General features: G+C 34.1%; 20 protein-coding genes and 1 tRNA gene. 15 read left to right on the top strand and 6 right to left on the bottom strand.

From position 1 onward, the window contains the following. Window positions 1-100: 100 nt before the first annotated feature. The 4 genes from ACFO3N_RS00760 (at window position 101) to ACFO3N_RS00745 (ending at window position 5,090) form a co-directional block, all read left to right on the top strand. A complete protein-coding gene (locus ACFO3N_RS00760) occupies window positions 101-1,393 on the top strand; it encodes a TolC family protein (RefSeq protein WP_379794837.1) in 1,293 nt (430 codons plus the stop codon). A gap of 89 nt (window positions 1,394-1,482) precedes the next feature. Beyond that, window positions 1,483-2,535 (top strand): HlyD family secretion protein, encoded by a 1,053-nt coding sequence (locus ACFO3N_RS00755; RefSeq protein ID WP_379794836.1) that lies wholly within the window; start codon window positions 1,483-1,485, stop codon window positions 2,533-2,535. 1 nt (window position 2,536) lies between these two features. Beyond that, entirely contained in the window at window positions 2,537-4,120 is a 1,584-nt protein-coding gene (locus tag ACFO3N_RS00750; protein WP_379794835.1) for an efflux MFS transporter permease, read from the top strand. A 304-nt stretch (window positions 4,121-4,424) separates the two neighbouring features. Further along, complete coding sequence (locus ACFO3N_RS00745; RefSeq protein WP_379794833.1) at window positions 4,425-5,090, top strand: HAD family hydrolase; 666 nt, start codon at window positions 4,425-4,427, stop codon at window positions 5,088-5,090. A 221-nt stretch (window positions 5,091-5,311) separates the two neighbouring features. Here the strand turns inward: ACFO3N_RS00745 and ACFO3N_RS00740 are convergent, their stop codons facing one another. Both ACFO3N_RS00740 and ACFO3N_RS00735 read right to left on the bottom strand, forming a co-directional pair. Beyond that, on the bottom strand, window positions 5,312-6,103 hold the full coding sequence (locus tag ACFO3N_RS00740; RefSeq protein ID WP_379794831.1) for a hypothetical protein: 792 nt from the start codon (window positions 6,101-6,103) through the stop codon (window positions 5,312-5,314). Between the two features lie 152 nt (window positions 6,104-6,255). After that, entirely contained in the window at window positions 6,256-6,678 is a 423-nt protein-coding gene (locus ACFO3N_RS00735) for a hypothetical protein (protein ID WP_379794829.1), read from the bottom strand. 198 nt (window positions 6,679-6,876) lie between these two features. Here ACFO3N_RS00735 and ACFO3N_RS00730 point away from each other — a divergent pair, with 198 nt between their 5' ends. Continuing rightward, on the top strand, window positions 6,877-7,110 hold the full coding sequence (locus ACFO3N_RS00730; protein WP_379794827.1) for a hypothetical protein: 234 nt from the start codon (window positions 6,877-6,879) through the stop codon (window positions 7,108-7,110). 265 nt (window positions 7,111-7,375) lie between these two features. Further along, window positions 7,376-7,831, top strand: coding sequence for a hypothetical protein (locus ACFO3N_RS00725; RefSeq protein WP_379794826.1), 456 nt, complete (start codon window positions 7,376-7,378; stop codon window positions 7,829-7,831). 49 nt (window positions 7,832-7,880) lie between these two features. Here the strand turns inward: ACFO3N_RS00725 and ACFO3N_RS00720 are convergent. After that, window positions 7,881-7,962, bottom strand: a tRNA-Leu gene (locus ACFO3N_RS00720). A gap of 110 nt (window positions 7,963-8,072) precedes the next feature. On the opposite strand from ACFO3N_RS00720, the gene ACFO3N_RS00715 reads away from it, so the two are divergent. The 7 genes from ACFO3N_RS00715 to ACFO3N_RS00685 all read left to right on the top strand — a co-directional run bounded on the left by ACFO3N_RS00715 (window position 8,073) and on the right by ACFO3N_RS00685 (window position 13,824). After that, window positions 8,073-9,461 (top strand): dipeptidase, encoded by a 1,389-nt coding sequence (locus ACFO3N_RS00715; protein ID WP_095929770.1) that lies wholly within the window; start codon window positions 8,073-8,075, stop codon window positions 9,459-9,461. A gap of 313 nt (window positions 9,462-9,774) precedes the next feature. Continuing rightward, entirely contained in the window at window positions 9,775-10,203 is a 429-nt protein-coding gene (locus tag ACFO3N_RS00710; RefSeq protein WP_253251817.1) for a hypothetical protein, read from the top strand. 19 nt (window positions 10,204-10,222) lie between these two features. Further along, on the top strand, window positions 10,223-11,185 hold the full coding sequence (locus ACFO3N_RS00705) for a DUF6624 domain-containing protein (RefSeq protein WP_379794824.1): 963 nt from the start codon (window positions 10,223-10,225) through the stop codon (window positions 11,183-11,185). Next, window positions 11,182-11,556 carry a BlaI/MecI/CopY family transcriptional regulator gene (locus ACFO3N_RS00700; protein ID WP_198854767.1) on the top strand — a complete coding sequence of 125 codons (375 nt, stop codon included), beginning with the start codon at window positions 11,182-11,184 and terminating at the stop codon, window positions 11,554-11,556. The genes ACFO3N_RS00705 and ACFO3N_RS00700 overlap by 4 nt, the downstream gene beginning before the upstream one ends. Next, the gene (locus ACFO3N_RS00695) at window positions 11,553-12,767 is read left to right on the top strand and encodes a M56 family metallopeptidase (protein ID WP_379794822.1); all 1,215 of its coding nucleotides are present in this window, start codon (window positions 11,553-11,555) and stop codon (window positions 12,765-12,767) included. The genes ACFO3N_RS00700 and ACFO3N_RS00695 overlap by 4 nt, the downstream gene beginning before the upstream one ends. 54 nt (window positions 12,768-12,821) lie before the next feature. Then, the gene (locus tag ACFO3N_RS00690; RefSeq protein WP_379794821.1) at window positions 12,822-13,268 is read left to right on the top strand and encodes an energy transducer TonB; all 447 of its coding nucleotides are present in this window, start codon (window positions 12,822-12,824) and stop codon (window positions 13,266-13,268) included. 136 nt (window positions 13,269-13,404) lie between these two features. Continuing rightward, window positions 13,405-13,824, top strand: coding sequence for an energy transducer TonB (locus ACFO3N_RS00685; protein WP_379794819.1), 420 nt, complete (start codon window positions 13,405-13,407; stop codon window positions 13,822-13,824). A gap of 89 nt (window positions 13,825-13,913) precedes the next feature. Here the strand turns inward: ACFO3N_RS00685 and ACFO3N_RS00680 are convergent, their stop codons facing one another. Continuing rightward, window positions 13,914-15,278: a saccharopine dehydrogenase family protein gene (locus ACFO3N_RS00680; protein ID WP_379794817.1), complete on the bottom strand. Its 1,365-nt coding sequence runs from the start codon at window positions 15,276-15,278 to the stop codon at window positions 13,914-13,916. Between the two features lie 187 nt (window positions 15,279-15,465). Between ACFO3N_RS00680 and ACFO3N_RS00675 the strand changes: the two genes are divergently transcribed. Both ACFO3N_RS00675 and pckA read left to right on the top strand, forming a co-directional pair. Further along, window positions 15,466-15,852 carry a DUF423 domain-containing protein gene (locus tag ACFO3N_RS00675; protein WP_379794816.1) on the top strand — a complete coding sequence of 129 codons (387 nt, stop codon included), beginning with the start codon at window positions 15,466-15,468 and terminating at the stop codon, window positions 15,850-15,852. Window positions 15,853-16,155: 303 nt separating this feature from the next. Continuing rightward, complete coding sequence (gene pckA, locus ACFO3N_RS00670; protein ID WP_379794814.1) at window positions 16,156-17,760, top strand: phosphoenolpyruvate carboxykinase (ATP); 1,605 nt, start codon at window positions 16,156-16,158, stop codon at window positions 17,758-17,760. Window positions 17,761-18,004: 244 nt separating this feature from the next. On the opposite strand, the gene ACFO3N_RS00665 is transcribed toward pckA, so the two are convergent. Both ACFO3N_RS00665 and ACFO3N_RS00660 read right to left on the bottom strand, forming a co-directional pair. Then, window positions 18,005-19,063 carry a phytase gene (locus ACFO3N_RS00665; RefSeq protein WP_379794813.1) on the bottom strand — a complete coding sequence of 353 codons (1,059 nt, stop codon included), beginning with the start codon at window positions 19,061-19,063 and terminating at the stop codon, window positions 18,005-18,007. A gap of 74 nt (window positions 19,064-19,137) precedes the next feature. Next, window positions 19,138-21,948 carry a TonB-dependent receptor gene (locus ACFO3N_RS00660; RefSeq protein ID WP_379794812.1) on the bottom strand — a complete coding sequence of 937 codons (2,811 nt, stop codon included), beginning with the start codon at window positions 21,946-21,948 and terminating at the stop codon, window positions 19,138-19,140. Window positions 21,949-21,982 lie beyond the last annotated feature (34 nt).

Below are 21,982 nucleotides of genomic sequence, written 5' to 3'. Positions count from 1 at the left end.
ATGAAGGAACTTTGCAGCATAAATTATTCAAATATTCATGTTCCTTACAAAAACAAACTCTAAAGAAGATTGTTTTCCCAGAAGCTTATTGATTTTACTAATGGTATTAGTATTCAGTAGTTTGCAAGCTCAGGAAGTTCATACGGTTTCTTTACAAGAAGCGATGAAACTGGCGAAGGAAAACAACAAAAAAATCCTTAAATCTCAACTGGAGATTACGCTCGCTGAGCAAAACATCAAAGAAAGAAAAGAACTTAGATTGCCGGATGTACAACTAAACGGAATGTACTCCAGAATTACCAACATTACAGAATTTAAAGGAGATGGTTTCTTAAACGGAAAAGAAGTTACGAAAGCAATTCCTGAAATCTATGAGGTAAATTCAACTTTTAAAATGCCAATTTACGTTGGAAACAAGATTAATAACGCAATAAAAATTGCGAATCAGGAAAACGAAATTGCAAAAATAAAATCGGAAAAAACAGAAAATGATATTGAACTGGAAGTTGTTGCAAACTATCTGGCGATTTATAAAATGATGGAACTTCAAAAGATATTTGAAGAAAACATCAAAGAAGAAAAAAGCCGATTAAAAGAAGTGCAGTCGCTTCAAAAACACGGAACGGTAACCAAAAATGAGGTTATACGTGCCGAATTACAGCTCTCAGATCGTGAGTTGAACGCGCTTACAAACTCCAAAAACATTAAAATTGCGCTTCACGATCTGAAGACTTTAATTCAGATTTCGGAAAACGAAGAAATTTCAATCGACACGACTGCAAGTCTGGACGAAATGAACGGTTTAGATCCGTATGATTTTTATCTGAATAAAGCGATGCAGAACGAAGAAATGCGAATTGCAAGTCAGGAATTAGACATTAGTAAAACCGAAATGCAATTGGTAAAAGGTAATTATCTGCCAAGCGTAAACTTCTTCGGGAATTATGGTTTTTATTATCCAAACTACAAATTCTTTCCGCCAAATCCGTATTTGTACACTTTAGGTCAGCTGGGAATCGAGGCGCGTTTTGATCTTTCGGCTTTGTATAAAAACAAAACGAAAGTGGCAAAAGCGAGCACTAAAATCGATATGCAGAAAATGCAGACTGAAATTATAAAAGAAGAAATTCAAGATCAGTTATACAAAGAGCATACACAGTATCAGGAAATCCTAGAAAAATTTGTTGTAGTTGACAAAGCGTTGGATTTAGCCGAAGAAAACTACCGAATTGTAAAACTGAAATACTTAAACCAATTGGTTTTAATTACCGAAATGGTTGATGCTGATAATGCGTTGCTTCAGGCAAAATACAACAAAATCTCTACCCGATTGGATGCTGTTTTGAAACATTATGAAATGATGCATACGGCAGGAATCATGCCTCAGAGCTAAATGCTGGTTAAAGATTAGGCTAAAGCCTTAGAGGAAAGAAGCAAGAGAAAAGATTTAAAAGAAAGAACTTAGATAAAGAGATAAAAAAGATGGTTAAGATAAAAAATGAAACTAAGAGAAATAAAACGTTTCATATATTAATAACAATTATTGCGTGTACGCTGGTTATAAGCGGGGTTATTTTGGGAATTTGGTTTTATGTGTTTAACCGAAACCATGAAGAAACCAATGATGCGCAGGTAGAACAATATGTTACACCAATTATGTCGAGAATTACAGGTTATGTGCAGGAAGTTCGTTTTGATGAAAATCAATTTGTACATAAAGGAGATACTTTGGTGGTGATCGATAATAGAGAATATAAATCGAAATTGAATGTGGCTCTTGCCGATGTTCAAAATGCACAGCAAAATAGTGTTGTGGCTCAAAAAAATGCCATTAATACAGCAAGTGCAACCGCAATTAACGAATCGCAATTAGAAGCTGCAAAATCGAATCTTTGGAAAACTAAGCTAGAATACGAAAGATACAAAGCTTTGGTAAACGAAGAAGCGGCAACTTCTCAACAATTAGAAAAAGTAAAAGCAGATTACGAGTCGGCGCAAGCGCATTTTCAGGAAATGAAAAACAGGATTCATTCAGCTACTTTAAGCACTTCTGTTGCCGAAGCGAATGTTCCAACAACGCAAACGAATATTGCGTCAAAACAAGCTGTTGCAGACAATGCGGCATTGTTTCTTTCGTACACTGTAATTACAGCGCCATATGACGGATGGATCGGAAAAAGAACTTTACAGCCAGGACAAATGGTAAAAGAAGGACAGTCTCTGCTTTCTATTGTAAGTAAAGAAAAATGGATTACAGCCAATTTTAAAGAAACGCAATTGCAATATTTAACTGTTGGGCAAGAAGTAGAAATTAAAGCAGATGCTATCGATGACAAAGTTTTTGCGGGAACAATTGCTTCGTTATCGCCTGCGAGTGGTGCAAGATTCTCGTTGCTTCCTCCAGACAATGCGACCGGAAACTTCGTAAAAATTGAACAGAGAATTCCAGTTAGAATTCAGTTAAAAGAACAAGACAAACAAACCGATTTTTTAAGAGCAGGAATGAACATTACGGTTGTTGCTGCACACAAATAAAATGGAAGATAAAAGTATATTTAAATCATGGGTTCCAAGATGGGCGATCATTATTATTTTGTTCGTTTGTTTATTGCATTCTATGATTTTATTGGGAGTTTACACGTCAAACGTAACATATGCGGCGAGTTTTCTGGACATTGAGCCAGAAGATTTGCAGTTTGCAATGTGCGTTACGTACGGAACTCTGCTGGCAACCATTTTAATAGAAAGCCGATTTTCGAGTTTTTTCCCTGCAAAAAATTACCTGATGGCAGTTTATTCCTTAATCGGAATTACAATTATTTCATCGGCTTATATTACTAATTTTTCGGTTTTTTTATTGATGAGAGTTGCCGAAGGAATCCTGATGGCACTTCCTGTAATCACGATCAGACAATTACTTATTGAACAATTCAATACTAAAAATGCCATCATTATCGGGTTTTCATTTTACTACGGTGCGCTGTTGTTGTCTACGCCTTTTATTATGAATATCGCTGTGTGGTTTCTCGATCATTACGACTGGAAATATATGTTGTATGTTTCGGGCGGACTACAGGTTTTAAACGTCTTTTTAATCTTAGTTACTTTCAGAGGGCACCGAATTACAAAGAAGATTCCGTTGTATCAAATCGACTGGATGAGTTATTTTTTGGTTTTAATTTCGATTCTTTGCGGTGCCTACTTTTTTGTTTATGCTGAGAAAAAATATTGGTTACAGTCTTCAGAAATGGTTTTAATCTTGATGATTTCGCTCATTACAGGCGGATTATTCATTTTTAAAGAACGTTTAGTAAAACGACCAAGTTTTAATTTTGAAGTTATAAAATACGCCAATCTGCGAATAGGATTTTTATTGTTTTTCCTTTTCTATATCAGCAGAGCAACACTGAGTCTTTGTCATTCGGCAATGTTTTCAATCTGGAATTGGGATCCTTCTCGTGTTGCGGGCGTTCAGTATATAAACGGATTAGGAAACGTAATCGGACTTATTTTAGCCGCATTTTTCTTGATGAAATCTGTTTCGACAAAAATTATTTTTATGATTGGTTTTACGCTTATTGCTATTTTCCATTTCTGGTTTACGTTTCTTTTTGTGCCAGATATTGCATTGAGCGATATTATCATTCCCTATATTTTGCAAGGAATCGGTGTTGGATTTTTATTTGTTCCGCTCATCTTATTTACCACATCATCGGTTCCGGCAAATATGGCGGTTTCTTCGGGAATTGTTGGGGTTTCAGGACGTTTTTGGGGAAGTACAATTGGTTTTTGCGTCATGCAGAATGCAATGGTGTTTTTAAACAAAAAACACTTTTTAAAATTAAGCCAATTTGTTACTGGTGAAAATCCAGAAGCGCAGCAAACCATTGCAAGCACAACTCAAAGTTTTATTGCCAAAGGATATTCGGCAGATAATGCAAATGTTTTGGCTATGAAAAAAGTTTTCAGCACAATCTCTAAACAATCGACTTTATTGGCCGATATGGAAATTTATACGATTGTTGGTTATGGTTTAGTGGTTTTAATTATTCTAATTGCATGCAATCAGCATTTGAGACAAACTATGACGTTGGTTAAAAGTAAAATTTGGATTGGCTGATGAATTAATCTCGCAAAGTCGCGAAGTCGCAAAGTTTTTATTTCACGCAGATTTTAAAAGATTTAAGCAGATAAGTGCAGATTATTTATTTCTAAAATCTTAAAATTAAATCTGCTAAAATCTGCCGAATCTGCGTGAAACAAAATCCTTTTAATCTTAATAATCTGTGGCTTTAAAATAAAAACCTTGCGACTTCGCGACTTTGCGAGATTCAAAAAAAATCTTAGCGAATCTCTGCGAAAAACCTCCGCGCAACTCTGCGGAAAAACTTATCTTGCAACCGTTAAAACAACAAAACAAAATTATGAGCCAACAATGTGTAATTTTTGATATGGACGGTGTGATTTCGCACACTAATCCGCATCATGTAATCGCTTTTGAAAAGTTTTTCGATAAATATAATGTTCCGTATACTCAGGAAGAATTTGAAGAACATATGTACGGAAAACACAATAGTTATATCATGACGCATTTCTTCAAACGTCCAATTGAGGGAGAAGAATTGATTAAGCTTGAAGACGAGAAAGAAGGAATGTTTCGTGAGATCTACAAAGACAAAGTCGAAACGATTCCGCATTATATGGATTTTTTAAACGAATTAAAATCTCGTGGATTTAAAACAGCTGTTGCGACATCGGCGCCGCGTGCAAATCTAGATTTGATTGCCAACGCTTTGAAGCTCGGCGAAAAAATGGATTCAATGATGTCGTCAGAAGACGTAACGTTTCATAAACCAAATCCTGAAGTATATCTAAAATCGGCAGAACGAGTTGGAGTTTCTCCTTCGGATTGTGTGGTTTTCGAAGATTCTTTTTCGGGTGTTACAGCAGGACTAAATGCCGGAATGAAAGTGGTTGGCGTTTTGAGCACGCATACCAAAGAACAGCTTCCGCCATGTGATTTTTATATCAATGATTATAGTGAAGTGAATGTGGATAAGATTATTGAAATATTAAATTCCAATTCTTAAAATTCCAAATTCCAAATCTGCATGAGAGGCCTTTGTCAAAGTTTTAAACTTTGACAAAGTTTTTTTTTTTTTTTTTTCATATTGTAACCACAATCTTGTCATTTCGACGAAGGAGAAATCTCCGTAAGTAACTCCGCAACGAAAAGCCAATCTATGTAGAGCTTCTCGCGGAGATTTCTCCTTCGTCGAAATGACAAACTAGATGGACTTTTACAGCAGAATCAATACTTCTCCTCCAAAAAAGCCATCCAGCCTTTTTCAAATTCCTCTTGCGTTACATTCAATGTTTTTTCGATGTTGCCGAAAGAAGCAATCAATTTTGGCAGAATATCTTTTCCCCATTTTTGCGTCATGTATTCGATTATCGTGTAGCCAATATTATAAATCTGATTGCTGTGATTTAAATCTTCTAAAGTCAAGTTTTTGCTTTTGGCATATTTCACGCTTAACATATTTACTTCTTCTGCTTCAAACATACTAATCGATTCCCAAAGCCAGCGTGGATATTCGGCTTTGAATCTTTTATCAAATTCTCTTTCAAAAGTCAGTCGGTCTTGGGTGATTATGGTATCTTTTGCTTTGTGTATTAATAGGTTCAGCTGAACGCAATGTGTAAACTCGTGCAAAGCCGTTTTAAGCGGATCGTTTGGAAAGATGGAATTAAACCAATTCGTCCAGACAAAATGAAATTCGTTTGGGCCACGACTTGTGCCTTTTGTGTTTTCTGTTAAACCTGTCGCTTCATTAAACTTAAATTGCGAACCGTAAACAAAAACCTTTATCGGGTCGTGTTCTACGTCTTTTAAATTTTCTCTTATTCTAGAATAATTTTCCTCAAGATGTTTGCTGACTTTTTCGGCCTCGCTTTTATAAATTCCGTTATAGGAAACAATAAAATGCTCCGATTTAAAGGTTTTGGTTTCGTGCTGAACGGTAAAGCTTCGAATCGTTCTCGCAAAGTAAAAAACAGCAATAATTGCTAATAGAATAACTAATAATCTGTATTTTCTCATGTGTTCTAATTGTTTTTTGAGATTTAAAAACAAGCGAAATTTTGAGAATTAGGTTTTTGGTGTTTTAAAAATAAGAATATTTAAATACTAAAGCGTAAAATAATTAAAGAAATTTCTGAAATATTTTGCTTTTAGGTTTGTCAATGTGTTTTTTAAAAATCCTCCCAGAATATTTTTTCGTTATGTCCAGTAAGATAAAAACAAGTCGTATCTATAAGTCTTACATCTTTTTTTAAGTCAAAAGAATAAGTTCCATTAGATTTTGTTTCTCTTCCCTGGCCACAATCGCTCCAATAATCTTGAACTATTTTTTTATTTCTAATTAAGCCGCTAATATTTTCGTATGGGAAATTATCATCAAATTCAAATTCTTTAAAACTAATATATTCTGTCGATTCGCCTTTTTTTAATGATCCAATGAAAGTTCCTGCAATTACTAAAGAATCAATATCTTCTCCAGTTTTGTTGTAGAATTTTGCATGAAAGCCTTTGAAATTTATAAAACTAGTTAGAATAATTATGCTCGATAAAGCCAAAAGAGATAATTGGATTATTTTGGGTTTTGATACTTTCATGTGGAATTATTGATAAACAAATCTAATAAAGAAATGAATTGCCTCCTGCTTCGGCTGGAGGTTTTTTATGATTAAAAAGGAAAAGGCTTTAGCCGAAAATTGATTTCTATAAGAAAAAAATAATTAGAGTTGAACGCATATATGGGTTCAAATGAAATTAAGTTCGAATGATTTTTGCAATATTTTAAATCTAAAATTATGAGTACAAATCATTTTTCAGAAGAAGTTGAAGCTAGACTAAAAGGTTTTTTTAATGAAATTATCGATCCAAAAGATATGGCGAAAACAATCCGAGAGGTAAACTATCTTCTTTCTTTATATTTCATGCGAAGTCGTAAAACTGGTGAAGTTGAATTGCCTAATATAGATGATGATTTTTATTGGTTGAATAAACTGGCGGAAGTTCTCGATCCTTATTTAGATTTGAGATAAGAAGGATAAAACACAAAGTATAACCGCACAGTTTGTCATTCCGAGGAACGAGGAATCACACTAGTAACTCCGCAAAGAAAATCGCCAATCTTTGTAGATATACGCGTGTGATTCCTCGTTCCTCGGAATGACAATATTGTGGTTACGTTTCTTAAAATAATATGTATGAGTAATTGATAAAATAATTTCTCATTTTACGATTTTCCGTAAAACAGTCCGTTTAAGCCAAACTAAATTTGGTCATTATTAATTTAAATAAAAAGAAATGAAAAAATTATTATTGGCAATTATTTTGGTTTTAGGTTTTAATCTTAATGCACAAATAATTAAGCTTCCTGAAGTTAAAAAACCAGATGAAGTGATTTCTGTAAATATGGGGACTACGAAAATAAATAAGTATGGAGAAATTTATTTTTTGGATATGCCTGATTTAACTTCTAAAAGTGATAAAAGATGGGGTTATGAATTAAAGAAAACAGAAATGATAGAGATTTACACTGAAATTTTTACAACAATGAATAGTGCTGAATATAAAAAAGGAGAGAGTTTTATTTATAAGAATTGGAAGGGGGATTTAGTAGGTATTCTTTATGATAAAATGATGGGAACTAAAAGTATTCAGTTTGTAACAATGCAAAACGAATCAGTGGAGCATATTGGTGGGCCACTTACTTTGAAAAATTTGCAAAAATTATTTGGAATAAATGATGTACAAAAATAAGCGTAAAAACAAAAAAGCTTCTGAAAATCTATTCAGAAGCTTTTTTTAGTGCGGATAATAGGACTCGAACCTACACGCCTTGCGGCACCAGATCCTAAGTCTGGCACGTCTACCAATTTCGCCATATCCGCGGTAATTGTGGGTGCAAAGATAGGCATACTTTTGAATTATCAAAGCATTTTTTCAAAATTTTTTTTAATTCTCTTTTTTGTACTTTTGGGTTTCTATAAAAATAATTTAAATGGAAAATATTAAGTCCTACGTTCAACAACATAAAGATCGGTTTATCAACGAATTGATCGAATTATTAAAGATTCCGTCGGTTAGTGCCGACACTGCATATTCTCAAGATGTTATTGACACAGCAGAGGCTGTAAAAGAAAGTTTATCAAAAGCAGGGTGCGATTATGTCGAAACTTGTGACACTCCAGGTTACCCAATTATCTATGGAGAGAAAATTATAGATCCAAATCTTCCAACGGTTTTAGTTTACGGCCACTACGACGTACAACCGCCAGATCCATTAGAATTATGGACTTCACCACCTTTTGAACCGGTTATTAAAACTACAGATATTCACCCAGAAGGAGCCATCTTCGCGCGTGGAGCATGCGACGACAAAGGTCAGATGTACATGCATGTAAAAGCGCTTGAATTAATGGTGCAAAGCAATACGTTGCCTTGTAACGTAAAATTCATGATTGAAGGTGAAGAAGAAGTAGGTTCTGCAAGTTTGGCTTGGTTCGTAGAACGCAATCAGGAAAAACTGAAAAACGACGTGATCTTGATTTCAGATACAGGAATGATCTCTAACCAACAGCCATCTATCACGACAGGTTTAAGAGGTTTAAGTTATGTTGAGGTAGAAGTTACAGGTCCGAACCGCGATTTGCATTCAGGTTTATACGGTGGAGCTGTGGCAAACCCAATTAATATTCTGGCAAAAATGATTGCTTCGCTTCACGACGAAAACAATCATATTACAATTCCAGGTTTCTACGATAAAGTAGAAGAATTATCTGCAGAAGAAAGAGCTGAAATGGCAAAAGCGCCTTTCAGCCTAGAAAAATATAAAAATGCTTTAAACATTGCTGATGTTTATGGTGAAAAAGGATATGTAACCAACGAGCGCAACTCAATCCGTCCTACATTAGACGTAAACGGAATCTGGGGCGGTTATACTGGCGAAGGTGCTAAAACGGTTATTGCGAGTAAAGCTTTTGCTAAAATCTCGATGCGTTTGGTTCCAAATCAGGAATGGGAAGAAATTACAGAACTTTTTACCAAACATTTTACAAGCATTGCGCCAGCTGGAGTTACAGTAAAAGTTACGCCTCATCACGGTGGTCAAGGTTATGTAACGCCAATTGACAGCATCGGATATCAGGCAGCAAACAAAGCGTATACAGAAACGTTTGGAGTTCCTGCAATTCCGGTTCGTTCTGGCGGAAGTATTCCGATTGTGGCTTTGTTTGAAAAAGAATTAAAAAGTAAAACCATCTTAATGGGATTTGGTTTGGATAGTGATGCAATTCACTCGCCAAATGAGCATTTCGGAATCTTTAATTACTTGAAAGGTATTGAGACTATTCCGTTGTTTTACAAGTATTTTGTGGAATTAAGTAAATAAGTTTTTTTGCCGCGAAGGCGCCAAGGCACTAAGTTTTTTTTGCTCGCAAAGTCGCAAAGTCGCAAAGATTTTTTGATACTTTGTCAAAGTTTTAAACTTTGACAAAGTTGAATTTAGATACAGAATCCGTTCAGAAATGAGCGGATTTTTTTTGTTTATCCTAACAGGTTTTTAAAACCTGTTAGGTATGAATTGAGTCAACATTAGAAAAATAGGAATAAAGATTTTTTAGAATAAAAAAATAAGAAAAAACTTGGTCGTTTAAAAATTAACTCTACATTTGTAGAAACGAATCTATAATTGTAGAGCAATCATGAAATTGAAAAACATCTTTTTATTATTTCTTTTCGGATTAATGCTTTTGGGGTGTAAAAGCCAGCCGATTAATCAGAAGATTGACAAGAAAAAAGAAGGTGTTTGGATTGATACATATTCACAAGACGGAACAGATTATAAATCGTATGAATATTATAAAAACGATCTTCCGGTAAAAAAGTGGAAATCGTACATTAATGGGAAAATCTATAAAACGGAGAAATACAAAAACGGAATCTGTATCGTGAAAAGTTATTACGAAAACGGAAAACTGGAATCGAAAGGGAAAACAAAATTAGAAACGAATTCGGTAGAAACGCATTGGTTTTATTTTGGAGAATGGAAGTTTTATTCGGACAAAGGAAAATTAAAAGGAATCAAAAATTACGAAAAAGGAGAATTGATTTCAGAACAAAATATTAAATAAACCAACTAACCTCTAAATCATGAAAAAAATAATTACACTCTCTTTATTAGTGATGAACTGTGTTTTTATGCAAGCCCAAACGTATAAAGAATGGGTTCGTAAAGCAGATTCTTGCTACACAGCAAAAAACTATGAATTGTCTGTTTCGTATTATGAAAAAGCTTTTAAAATAGAGCAGAAAGATGATCGAGACTTATACAACGCAGGCTGTTCTGCTTCTATGGCAAAAAAGAACAAAAAAGCATTTAAATGGCTAAATCTTTCTATCGATAACGGATACGAGAATATTGCCCATCTTAAAATTGATAACGATTTAAAGCCTTTGCACTCAGAAAAACAATGGAATAAAACAATTGATAAACTGCAAAAGAAGTTAGATATTATTGGAGCAAATTATGATAAAGTGCTAGAAAAAGAGCTTGCAGAAATTTATACCGACGATCAGGAAATTCGCGGAGAATTTATGAATGTTTATAGAGCTTCAAAACCTGATAAAAAGAAAATTGACAGCATTGGTAAAATCATGGAAAGAAAAGACAGTATTAACCTCATTAAGGTGATGAAAATACTGGACGAAAAAGGGTGGTTAGGAAAAAATGTTGTAGGTTCTCAAGGAAATCAGACTTTGTTTCTGGTAATTCAGCATGCCGATTTAAAATACCAGCAAAAATATCTGCCTATGATGAGAGAGGCGGTTAAAAACGGAAATGCCAATCCAGGAAATCTAGCGTATTTGGAAGATAGAGTGGCTTTGAGAGAAGGAAAAAAACAAATTTATGGCAGTCAGAGTTCAATGAATAAAAAGACTAATAAAATTCGTATAGCACCAATGATAGATCCAGATAATGTCGATAAAAGGCGTGCAGAGGTCGGACTTGGAACTATGGCCGAATATGCGACAAAATTGAATGTTGAATGGAATTTGGAGGAATATAAAAAGGAATTGGCTGAAACAGAAAAACTTGAAAATACAAAACCATGATACAATTATCAAATGCAGAAGAACAATTAATGGAGCATTTATGGAAGCTTGAAAAGGCTTTTATGAAAGATTTGCTCGAAGCGTATCCGGAACCAAAACCAGCAACAACAACCGTAGCGACGCTTTTAAAACGAATGATTGACAAGAAATTTGTGGCGTATAACGAATTCGGAAATTCTCGAGAATATTATCCGCTGGTTAAGAAAACAGACTATTTTGCAAAACACGTAAAAGGGTTAATTAGTAATTTCTTTAATAATTCGGCTTCACAGTTTGCTTCGTTTTTTACGACCGAAACCAATTTGTCGGCTTCGGAACTGGAAGATCTTAAAAAAATAATCGATTCAGAAATTCAAAAAAAGAAAAAATGATAACGTATCTTTTAAAATCGGGTTTACTGCTTGCTGTTTTTTATGCGGTATATAAATTGTTGTTAGAAAACGAAAGAATGTTTCGATTCAATCGTGCTTATCTTCTCGGAAGTTTGGTTTTTAGTCTAGTTATCCCGCTGCAATTGTTTTCGATTGCATCATTTTTTCCGTCAAAAATTAAAACAATTCAGCTGGATGAAATAATGATTGTGTCTAATCAATCAATCTTAAACAAAGTTTCATACAATGAAATCGTATATTTCTTTTTAAGTGCAATTTATGTTCTCATTGCAACAATTTTATTGATTCGATTTGCTGTAAATGTGTCTTCCTTTTTCTTTAAAATGAAAAAGAATTCGGTACAATTTACAGACAATCAGAAACTTGTTTTAATGAAAGAATCGGTTTTACCACATTCTTTCTGGAATGCTATTTTTATTAGTAAAGAAGATTTTACAAATGGAAAAATTCCATCAGAATTAATAGCTCATGAAAAAGCACATTTAGAGCAAAAACATACTTTGGATATTCTTTTTGTTGAGGTTTTGCAAATCGTATTTTGGTTTAATCCGATGTTTGTTTTGTTTGAAAAAGCCATAAAGCTCAATCATGAATTTTTGGCCGATGAAGCCGTAAACAAACAATTTGATGAAGTGAAAAGCTATCAGAACTTATTGTTGCAATTTGCTTCAAATAAACATACCGTCGTTTTGGCAAGTACTATCAATTATCAAATAACAAAAAAACGTTTGCTCATGATGACTAAAGAAAAATCGCCAATTGCAATGGTTTTAAAAGTGAGTTCTGTAACTGTTGTTTCTATTTTATTGTTAATTGCTTTTAATTCGGAAGCTACTGCGCAAACCAGTTTTAATGGAAAAAACAGTATTGGCGTTAATGAAAAGGCAGATGTTAAACAACCACAATTTCCTGGTGGAATAGAAAAGTTCTATATGTTTGTGGGACAAAATTTTAAAATGCCAGAAGAATTTTCGAAACAAAAAAAGGATGGCAAAATTTTTATTGAGTTTATGGTCGAAAAAGATGGAAGTTTGTCTGAATTTAAAGTCGTAAAAGATTTAGGTTATGGAGTAGCAGACGAAGCGATAAGAGTTTTGAAACTTTCGCCAAAATGGATTCCCGCAACTGAAAATGGTCAGACCGTTCGAGTGATGTACAGTTTACCGATTACAATTCAAAGCAATAATTAAAAAAAATAAAAAAGAAATGAGAATTAATGTAGATTTGTAAAAAATATGCTACAAATGAAACCGTTTTCTAATTTAATATTTAAAGTTGCTTTTTCCTTTTTTTTACTGCTTTCATGTAATTCAAAAAGTTGGGCGCAAGAAGTAGAACTAATAGATCTTTCTGCTAAATCTGATAATGCTGTAAGTGTAGAAACTCAGGCAGAATTTCCTAATGGTTTAACCGATTTTTACATCTTTTATGGTCGAAATTATAATATGCCTGAGATTGCTTACGAAAAGAAAGTAGATGGAAAGTATTATATACATTTCACAATTGAAAAAGACGGATCTTTATCTAATATAAAAATTGTTAAAGATTTAGGATATGGTTTGGGTGCCGAAGCTATTCGTGTTATGAAACTTTGTCCAAAATGGATTCCAGCAACTAAGGATGGCGAACCAGTAAGTTCTAAATTTATTTTACCGATGGTTGTTCAATTGGCTAGGCCTTTAGGACATTAAATCAAAACAAAAAAATCCATTCTTTTTGAACGGATTTTTTTGTTCTTGTGTAAAATTAGAACAACTTTAATTAAAGTAAAAATCTATATTTGTACGTATAGTATATAATATTTTAGGGGTTAAACAATTTAAAAATATGAAGAGAATATTTACTCAGAGTTTTATATTAATATTAGTGATTTTTATGAGTACTAAAAGTATGGCTCAGGAAAATACGTCGAAAGATGAGGATAGACCTTTGGAAATGAAGGTTGATAGCATTGAGAAAAAACCTGATTTTCCAGGTGGAATAAACAAGTTTTACAGGTTTGTGGGCAAGAACTTTAAGGTTCCAGAAAAAGCACTGAAATATGGAGGAAAGGTCAAACTGCAGTTTATTATTGAGAAAGACGGTACACTATCTGATATTAAAGCAGTAGAAGATATAGGATATGGAACGGGTGAAGAGGCTGTTAGGGTTATAAAGCTTTCTCCTAAATGGATTCCAGGCTCAAACAAAGGTTTGCCAGTAAGAGTATTGTATAAATTGCCAATAACGCTTACGCCAGCTATGTAAAAGAAAAAAATCCGCTTCTGATGGGAGAAGCGGATAAAATTAAAAACTAATTAAAAAAAAAATTCTAAAAATAAACATGCAGATCCAGACTAAAATAGGTCCGGATTGTATCCAAAATAAGGCACATTTTGCTCGTTAAAAATGACCCCATATTCTTCTAACTCTTTCAAAATTGGCTCATAAACTTCCTTTTTTATCGGAAGCTGAACGCCTGGAGTTGTAATTTTTCCGTTTAAGATTAATAAAGTAGCAATTGCAACCGGAAGTCCGACTGTTTTTGCCATTGCCGTATAAGTTTGGTCTTCGCCAATACAAACCATTTTCGAATCGATTTGTTTCTTTTCTCCATTTAGTTCATAACCAAATTTATGATACATCACAATCATATCTTTGTCTTCTGGTTCAAGAGCCCAGCTGTCGGTCAGAATTTTTTCTAAGATTTGAGCCGGAGTAGCATTTGGCAGATTTACTTTTTTGTCTGGGTTAAATAAATCCAATTCCAAAAGTTTATCCCACATAATATCGTCCTGATCGATTTTTAGAATCAATCGAGTTTTAATTTCTACAGAATCTGTTGGATGATACGGAAGGAAAGAATTGATGAACTGACGATAACTCATATTTTCTGACCCCTCTAAAATATAGCTATCATCAGTCATCCCGAGCTGTACAAACATATTCCAAGCGCGAGAATAACCCACTCTTCGAATAGTTCCTCTATATAATGTCAGAATATCATCTAAACCATAAACCGAGCGGTATTTAAGAGAATCACGATTAGAATACGCTTCAAATTTTCCGTAACCTTCTACTTCTAGAAATTCAGTTCTTCTAAACAAAGCACTGTACGGAATATATTTATAAGTTCCTTCTTGAATAAACTTCGCAGCGCCTCCTTGTCCTGCCAGAACAACGTTTCTTGGTGCCCAAGTAAATTTGTAATTCCATAAATTATTGTCAGATTCAGGAGCTACAAGTCCGCCACAGAAAGATTCAAACAAAAGCATTTTACCGCCTTTCGATCTTATTTCGTCAATAACTTTCATGGCGCTCATGTGGTCGATTCCTGGATCGAGACCAATTTCGTTCATGAAAATCAGATTGTTTTTGATGGCTTCTTCGTTTAAAGCTTGCATGGCATCACTTATATAAGAAGCTGTAACAAGATGTTTTTTAAATTCTAAACAATCTTTTGCAATTTCGATATGCAAATGTGCAGGAAGCATAGAAATTACTATTGACGCATTTGCAATAGCTTTTTTTCTTTCGTCGGAATTAAAAATATCTAAGGAAAGCGGTGTGGCATTTGGATGATTCTGAGTCTTTGCTTTTGCAAGATTCAATGAAAGATCGGCTACGGTTAAATGCAGCTTTTCTTCATTAGATTTTGATAGTAAATATCGAATCAAAGACGATGCAGATCTTCCTGCTCCAATTATTAAAACGTTTCTCATGTCTCAAATATTTAACACAAATATATTTAAATGTTATAAATATAACAATTCAAATTAAATAAAATTCAATTTATTTTTTGAAATAAGATAAAAAATAACCTGACTTTGCTCTAAATAATCCAGAAACTAAAGCGGTTTTTCGATTCGTTTGAAGTATTTTTGTTTCAAATTTCAAAAGAGATATATTATGAAAAGAAGAATCGTTTTAACTGGAGCTTTTATCGGTATGTTAGCTATTATTTTGGGTGCTTTTGGTGCTCATTTATTGAAAAAATATCTTTCAGTTGATCAATTAAATACTTTTGAAGTTGGTGTTCGTTACCAAATGTATCACGCCTTATTTCTTCTCTTTTTATCTACTCAAAAAGATATAGCCGAAAAGACCTTAAAAACAATCTATGGTTTTGTAGTAGCAGGTGTTGTTCTTTTCAGCGGTTCAATTTATGTATTGGCTACAAAAGACTACACTTTGTTTGAGTCTAAAATTATCGTATTCGCAACTCCTGTGGGTGGTTTTCTATTAATTATTGCTTGGACGCTATTATTCTTTACGATTTTGAAGAGAAAATCATAAAATCCCGAAAAAAAAATTCTGTCTAAGAATTAATCTTTAATTTTGTCACATAAATAACATATAACTTTATTTATGTGACTTTTTTGTATTTTCTGTTGTCAAACAAAAATAATATAACAAATTCGCGTATAAGGTTGTAAATAAACAAATTAGAGGCGGTTATTTTTTTCTTTTTATAATTTTTAAAGTGAAATTTCTCTTTTTTAATATAAATTAAAGTGAAATTTAAGTATTTTAAAAGAAATAAAAATAAATCTGTAATTTTGCTTTAAACAAAAAATCACACACACAACTTAAAAACTTATGGACACTAATACAGTTTTCGCGCAATCGATTTCGTTAAAAGAGTTAGGAATTGAAAATGCAAAAGTTCGTTATCAACTATCTGCAGATGAATTACATGCGATTACTTTGCAGTCAGGACAAGGTGTTGAGAATTCTACAGGAGCGTTAGCAATTAATACAGGCGAATTTACAGGTCGTTCTCCACAAGATCGTTTTATCGTAAAAGATGATATCACTAAAGATCAAGTTTGGTGGGGAAATGTAAATATCCCTTTTGAGCCCCAAGCTTTTGAAAAGCTTTATAATAAGGTAACAGCATTTTTATCAGACAAAGAAGTTTTTGTTCGCGATTCTTATGTATGTTCTGATCCAAATTATAGATTAAATGTTCGTGTTGTAACAGAAACTGCTTGGTCAAACTTGTTTTGCTACAATATGTTCTTACGTCCAGAAGATTCAGAACTGGCAAATTTTGCTCCAGAATGGACTGTAGTTTGTGCTCCAAGTTTTATGGCAGATCCTGCTGTAGATGGAACACGCCAATCTAATTTTGCTATTTTAGATTTTACTAAAAAAATTGCTTTAATTGGAGGAACGGGTTACACAGGAGAAATGAAAAAAGGAATTTTCTCTGCATTGAACTTTATTCTTCCGGTTTTCAAAAATACACTTCCAATGCACTGCAGCGCCAATGTTGGTGAAGCAGGCGATACTGCAATCTTTTTCGGATTGTCTGGTACAGGAAAAACAACTTTATCTGCAGATCCAGAGCGTAAATTAATTGGAGACGACGAACACGGCTGGACAAATGAAAACACTGTTTTCAATTTTGAAGGCGGATGTTATGCAAAAGTGATTAATTTAACAGAAGAAAACGAACCAGACATTTTTAGAGCAATCAAAAAAGGAGCGCTTTTAGAAAATGTGGTTTTCAAAGAAGGAACAAACGTAGTTGATTTTGACGATGTTTCTATCACTCAAAATACTCGTGTAAGTTACCCAATTACACATATTGATAATGTACAGCCAGGTTTGATTGGACATAATCCTAAAAATATATTTTTCTTAACAGCCGATTCTTTCGGAATTCTGCCTCCAATCTCAAGATTAAATCCAGGTCAGGCGGCTTACCATTTTATTTCTGGATATACAGCAAAAGTTGCTGGTACAGAAGCGGGTGTAACAGAGCCTCAGCCTAATTTCTCTGCTTGTTTTGGAGCGCCATTTATGCCTTTACACCCAACGCGTTATGCTGAGATGTTGAGCAAGAAAATGAAAGATGCAGGAGTAAAAGTTTGGTTGATCAACACAGGTTGGACAGGTGGACCTTACGGAGTAGGAAGCCGTATGAAGCTTAAATATACTCGTGCTATGATTACTGCTGCATTAAAAGGAGAATTAGATAATGTAGAGTACGTAGATCACAAAGTTTTTGGAATTGCAAAACCACAATCTTGCCCGAATGTTCCAGAAGAAATTCTAAATCCTAGAAATACTTGGGAAGACAAAGATTTATACGATAAAAAAGCGTTAGAATTAGCTCAGAAATTCAAAGCTAATTTTGCCAAATTTGAAGAGTTTGCAAATGCTGAAATCTTAGCAGGAGCGCCGATTACAGAATAAAAGGAATTATTTAATTCAAAATAAAAAAGCTGTTCAGAAATGAACAGCTTTTTTTGTTTTTTGTGTTTGTCTAATACTTCTTCCTTGTCTCCCTGAGCGAAGTCGAAGGGCATTTCAATTAGAAACTTGGCTTCGACTTTGCTCAGCCTGACATAAGTACTTTTTAAAGACATTGAAACGCAGTTTTCAGTACAGTTTAAAGGAAAGTACCGAAAAACTGCAATTTCAAATCAACACTGAATCTTTATTTCTTAGCTTCGTCGATGCGTTTCTGAATTAAATCCCAAGCATAATAATGGAAAGTCATTCCGTTGCTCATCGCTACAAAAAGTCCGTTTTTATATTTTGGACCTAAGTTTATGCTCGTAACATCTGCACCATCACATTCGATTGTAGAAGTTGGAACTTCCGCCAATAACGGATGATTGTTTGGATTTCCGTTGGCGCCTTCTCTTGGATAAACCATAAAAGAATTGGCCTGCTGATTCGATACTAAAATATATCCTGTAGAATCTGTTTTTTTGTAAATCGCGATTCCTTCGTGATCTGCTTTAAAGTCTTTCTGACCAAAGAAAGCCAATTCTTTATTATCGTTTAAAGCTGGATCTGCTTTGTATTTTCTAATTCCAGCTTGTTCATCGCAATAGTACACAAAACCTAACTCGTTATCCACAGCAATAGCTTCAATTTCTTTTTTACCGCTGTATGTTCCAAATTTGCGAACCACTTTTGCTGCAGCAAATTTTCCGTTTCCAGAAAGTTCATATTGCCATAAATAACTTCCAGAAGGACCTGTTTTTCTGCCTACAATAGCAAAAATCTTCCCATCGCTTGGGCGAGTGTACAACGAGATTCCCATTGGATCGCGTTGTGCTTGTCCTTCAAAAACAGGAATTCCGCCGTTATCAATTGGCTCTAAATCAGGTAAGCTAAAAATTCTGATTTTATTTTCTTCACGTTCAGTTGTAACCGCAACGTCTACTTTTTTTCCGTCAATAATCAATCCGTAAGCGATATCAACATTGTTTGGACGTTTTAACGGAATTGATTTTTTAAGGATTTTTCCACTCAAATCAAAAGCATACAAACCTCCGTCTGTGTCTTTATCTGTTCCAACAATAATACTTTTTGAAGCATCAGTTGGATTGATCCAAATAGAAGGATCATCTGTATCGTGAGGTAAAGCTTCTGTAACAGTTGTTGGTTTTACAGCATTTGGCTGAACTGGGGCTAATTTATCGTCTTTACAAGCTGTAAATGAAACAGCTAAAAGTAAAAGAGCAACTAAAGATTTATTTTTCATTATGTTATATATTTTAATGCAATTAGACAGAGCGCTAAACTCTGTCTAATTTAAGAATTTTAAAAAAGTGCAGATTACAAGTCTAACTTCAATCCGAAATTGTAACGTGGCTGGTAATATTCAGCTTGTTTTGTATGAGCAGCAACCCCTTGGTAGTAACGTAACGGCTGGTTTGTTAAGTTATTAGCTTCAGCAAAAAAGCGCAATTTTGGAGTAATCTTATAAGCAGCATTGGCATCTAAGAAAAACTGTTTATCATAGTAACTGTCTTTGTAAGACTCAGAACCTAATTCGTCTAAGTAATCAGATGTAAAGTTGGTTGAGATTCTTGCAGAGAAACGTTTGTTTTCCCAAGATAAAGATCCGTTAAACATGTGTGGAGTTGTACCTGGAAGACTAATGTCATTTCTTTCGTTTCCGTCCTCATCGGCAATACCTTTTGCTTTAGATTGCGTGTAAGTATAGTTCAAATAGATTGCAAAACCTTTTAGGAATTTACCTGGCAAGAAATCCAATTGACGTTGGAATGCAACTTCAAACCCGTAAACATCTACATTTTCTCCATTTCTTGATTGTAAGAAAGACCAGTTTTCTCCTGCTGGAACTGGGTTTGCTTGATTAGGGAAATCTGCGGCAAATTTCGCATCTGTATATTGATTGTCGCTGTAGTTGTAAATGAAATCATTTAATCTTTTGTAGAAAACACCTCCAGAAATTAAACCAACAGATTTGAAATAATTCTCAGCCATGAAATCATAATTGTATGAATAGGTAGCTTTAAGATCTGGATTTCCAGCTGTAATTTCTTTATCGGCAGCGATATTGTTTACATAAGGAGCCAATGCATAATAGTTTGGTCTAGCCAATGCAGTTGTAGCAGCAGCTCTCAAAACTAAATCTTTTGTTGCGTTGTATTGGAATGAAATACTTGGCAATAAATTAGTGTAAGAGTTGGTGTTGTTGATTTTGCTCTCTAATTCTTCCTCGTCTAATACACGGTTTCCTGTATAATCGATATGAGTATTCTCCACACGGAAACCTAAAACCATAGAAAGTTTATCGTTAAAATCCTGATCCCATCTTACATAAGCAGCAGTAATTCTTTCTTTAGCATTATAGTTTACAGCTAAATATTCTGCTGGATCTGTTTCTTTTTCAAATAAAGAAGCATTGTTCAAATCTAAACCTCCTAAATAGTTAGCAGAAGCGAAAGTTCCCGGTACATATTTGCTTCCTGGATTAAATCCGTTTCCATCATAATAAGATGTTGGAACTTGCGATAACAATTCCATATCGTCGTTTAGCGGAGTATAAGAATAGAACATATTGTTTCTTTCTTTTTCTTTCAAACGAAGTCTAAGACCCGTTCTCAATCTTCCTTTTTCTCCTGCAATAACAGAGAAAGGGAAACGAATGTTTACTTTAGCACCAAATTCGCTTTCGCTTGTTTCGTCTGTGTTTTCAGTAACAGAGTCAAATTTAAATTCGTCAACAGACTCGCCAACAGTAGTAATTAAAGGAAATCTGATATCAGATAAATCTTCAAACATCTCTAGACCTTTTTGACGATATTCGATGTAACGCTCACCTGGACGGTATTCTCTAGCTTTTGCATAGTTTGCAGACCAATCTAAATCTAATGTAGAATTGATTAAGTGTTCTCCACGAATAGAATAGTTTTGAACTCTCTGGTCTTCTAATCTTCTGTTTTTGTTTCTGTTATTGTCTAAACCACCTTTGGTCTGACGTTTTACACGACCTTCAAAACCAACAATTTCTTCACCATTATAAAGCGGTTCAATATCATCGTAAGTAGTTCTAAAACGGTTTTCTCTATCATCTCTCCAGTTGTAGATTGCATTGGCAAAAATGGTATTGTTATCATTGAATTTATAATCTAAAGCAACAGAAGCACTACGACGGATACGCTGTACATCATACTTTCTAATTTCAGAAGCTTGTAAATAGTCATTTCCAAACTCATCTTTTACCCATTCGTTTTCGACGTTATCAGAACCGTAATCTACATTGTTATAAGATCCGCTAAAAACTACTCCTAATTTATCATTTGCAAAACGGTTACCATAAACAAAACCAGCAGTATAAGAAGCATGGTCACGAATTGGTAAATAACCTCCTGCAAGAGTTGCAGAAATTCTTTCTCCGTTTGGAGTTGCTCTTGTAATTAAGTTTACAGAACCCCCAATTGCATCAGCATCCATGTCTGATGTTAGTGTTTTGTTTACTTCGATTGTAGAAATCATATCAGACGGAATTAAGTCCATTTGTACGTTTCTGTTGTCTCCTTCAGCAGATGGAATACGGTCACCATTTAAAGTTACAGAGTTCAAAGATGGAGCTAGACCTCTAATAATAATGTTACGAGCTTCACCTTGGTCATTCTGCATTGTGATACCAGGAACACGTTTTAAAGCATCTCCAACGTTAGCATCTGGAAAACGACCCATTTGATCTGAAGAAATTACGTTTCCGATGTTTTTGTTATTTTTTTGTTGATTCAGCGCTTTTGCCTGACCTTTTAAGATATCTCCAACAATAACCTCTTTCAGTTCATTCTCAGAAGCTTTAAGAGAAAAATCAATTACGTTGTTTTTTCCTTGCTCCACTTTTATTTCTTGAGTTAAAGAAGTATATCCAATATATTTTACTTCAACTTGGTAAGTTCCTTCATTAATATTTAATAATTCAAAACGACCGTTGTAGTCAGAAACGGTGTATTTTTTCTCGCCTACAATTTGAACCATTGCTCCAGGAAGAGGCAGTTTGTCATCGGCATCTAATATCTTTCCAGATATAATAGCCTTCTGAGCAAAACCTGTAAAGGCGAATAAAAAGAATGCTGTTAATAGATAGAATTTTTTCATTGTGTGTGTTTAGTTTAATTTCGGTTGCGAAACT

The organism is Flavobacterium chungangensis (assembly GCF_042654045.1).
Classification (GTDB): domain Bacteria; phylum Bacteroidota; class Bacteroidia; order Flavobacteriales; family Flavobacteriaceae; genus Flavobacterium; species Flavobacterium chungangensis.
Note: the sequence above shows the minus strand (reverse complement) of the source record. Positions and strands in the feature narration are given on the sequence as shown.

What these genes read in the sequence shown, in the direction of transcription:
- ACFO3N_RS00700 (WP_198854767.1), top strand. Translation starts at nt 11,182, where the DNA reads ATGATACAATTATCAAATGCAGAAGAACAATTAATGGAGCATTTATGG.
- ACFO3N_RS00690 (WP_379794821.1), top strand. Translation starts at nt 12,822, where the DNA reads ATGAAACCGTTTTCTAATTTAATATTTAAAGTTGCTTTTTCCTTTTTT.
- ACFO3N_RS00730 (WP_379794827.1), top strand. Translation starts at nt 6,877, where the DNA reads ATGAGTACAAATCATTTTTCAGAAGAAGTTGAAGCTAGACTAAAAGGT.
- ACFO3N_RS00660 (WP_379794812.1), bottom strand. Translation starts at nt 21,948, where the DNA reads ATGAAAAAATTCTATCTATTAACAGCATTCTTTTTATTCGCCTTTACA.
- ACFO3N_RS00710 (WP_253251817.1), top strand. Translation starts at nt 9,775, where the DNA reads ATGAAATTGAAAAACATCTTTTTATTATTTCTTTTCGGATTAATGCTT.
- ACFO3N_RS00695 (WP_379794822.1), top strand. Translation starts at nt 11,553, where the DNA reads ATGATAACGTATCTTTTAAAATCGGGTTTACTGCTTGCTGTTTTTTAT.
- ACFO3N_RS00675 (WP_379794816.1), top strand. Translation starts at nt 15,466, where the DNA reads ATGAAAAGAAGAATCGTTTTAACTGGAGCTTTTATCGGTATGTTAGCT.
- ACFO3N_RS00665 (WP_379794813.1), bottom strand. Translation starts at nt 19,063, where the DNA reads ATGAAAAATAAATCTTTAGTTGCTCTTTTACTTTTAGCTGTTTCATTT.
- ACFO3N_RS00705 (WP_379794824.1), top strand. Translation starts at nt 10,223, where the DNA reads ATGAAAAAAATAATTACACTCTCTTTATTAGTGATGAACTGTGTTTTT.
- ACFO3N_RS00755 (WP_379794836.1), top strand. Translation starts at nt 1,483, where the DNA reads ATGGTTAAGATAAAAAATGAAACTAAGAGAAATAAAACGTTTCATATA.
- ACFO3N_RS00715 (WP_095929770.1), top strand. Translation starts at nt 8,073, where the DNA reads ATGGAAAATATTAAGTCCTACGTTCAACAACATAAAGATCGGTTTATC.
- ACFO3N_RS00725 (WP_379794826.1), top strand. Translation starts at nt 7,376, where the DNA reads ATGAAAAAATTATTATTGGCAATTATTTTGGTTTTAGGTTTTAATCTT.
- ACFO3N_RS00735 (WP_379794829.1), bottom strand. Translation starts at nt 6,678, where the DNA reads ATGAAAGTATCAAAACCCAAAATAATCCAATTATCTCTTTTGGCTTTA.
- ACFO3N_RS00680 (WP_379794817.1), bottom strand. Translation starts at nt 15,278, where the DNA reads ATGAGAAACGTTTTAATAATTGGAGCAGGAAGATCTGCATCGTCTTTG.
- ACFO3N_RS00745 (WP_379794833.1), top strand. Translation starts at nt 4,425, where the DNA reads ATGAGCCAACAATGTGTAATTTTTGATATGGACGGTGTGATTTCGCAC.
- ACFO3N_RS00760 (WP_379794837.1), top strand. Translation starts at nt 101, where the DNA reads ATGGTATTAGTATTCAGTAGTTTGCAAGCTCAGGAAGTTCATACGGTT.
- ACFO3N_RS00740 (WP_379794831.1), bottom strand. Translation starts at nt 6,103, where the DNA reads ATGAGAAAATACAGATTATTAGTTATTCTATTAGCAATTATTGCTGTT.
- ACFO3N_RS00750 (WP_379794835.1), top strand. Translation starts at nt 2,537, where the DNA reads ATGGAAGATAAAAGTATATTTAAATCATGGGTTCCAAGATGGGCGATC.
- pckA (WP_379794814.1), top strand. Translation starts at nt 16,156, where the DNA reads ATGGACACTAATACAGTTTTCGCGCAATCGATTTCGTTAAAAGAGTTA.
- ACFO3N_RS00685 (WP_379794819.1), top strand. Translation starts at nt 13,405, where the DNA reads ATGAAGAGAATATTTACTCAGAGTTTTATATTAATATTAGTGATTTTT.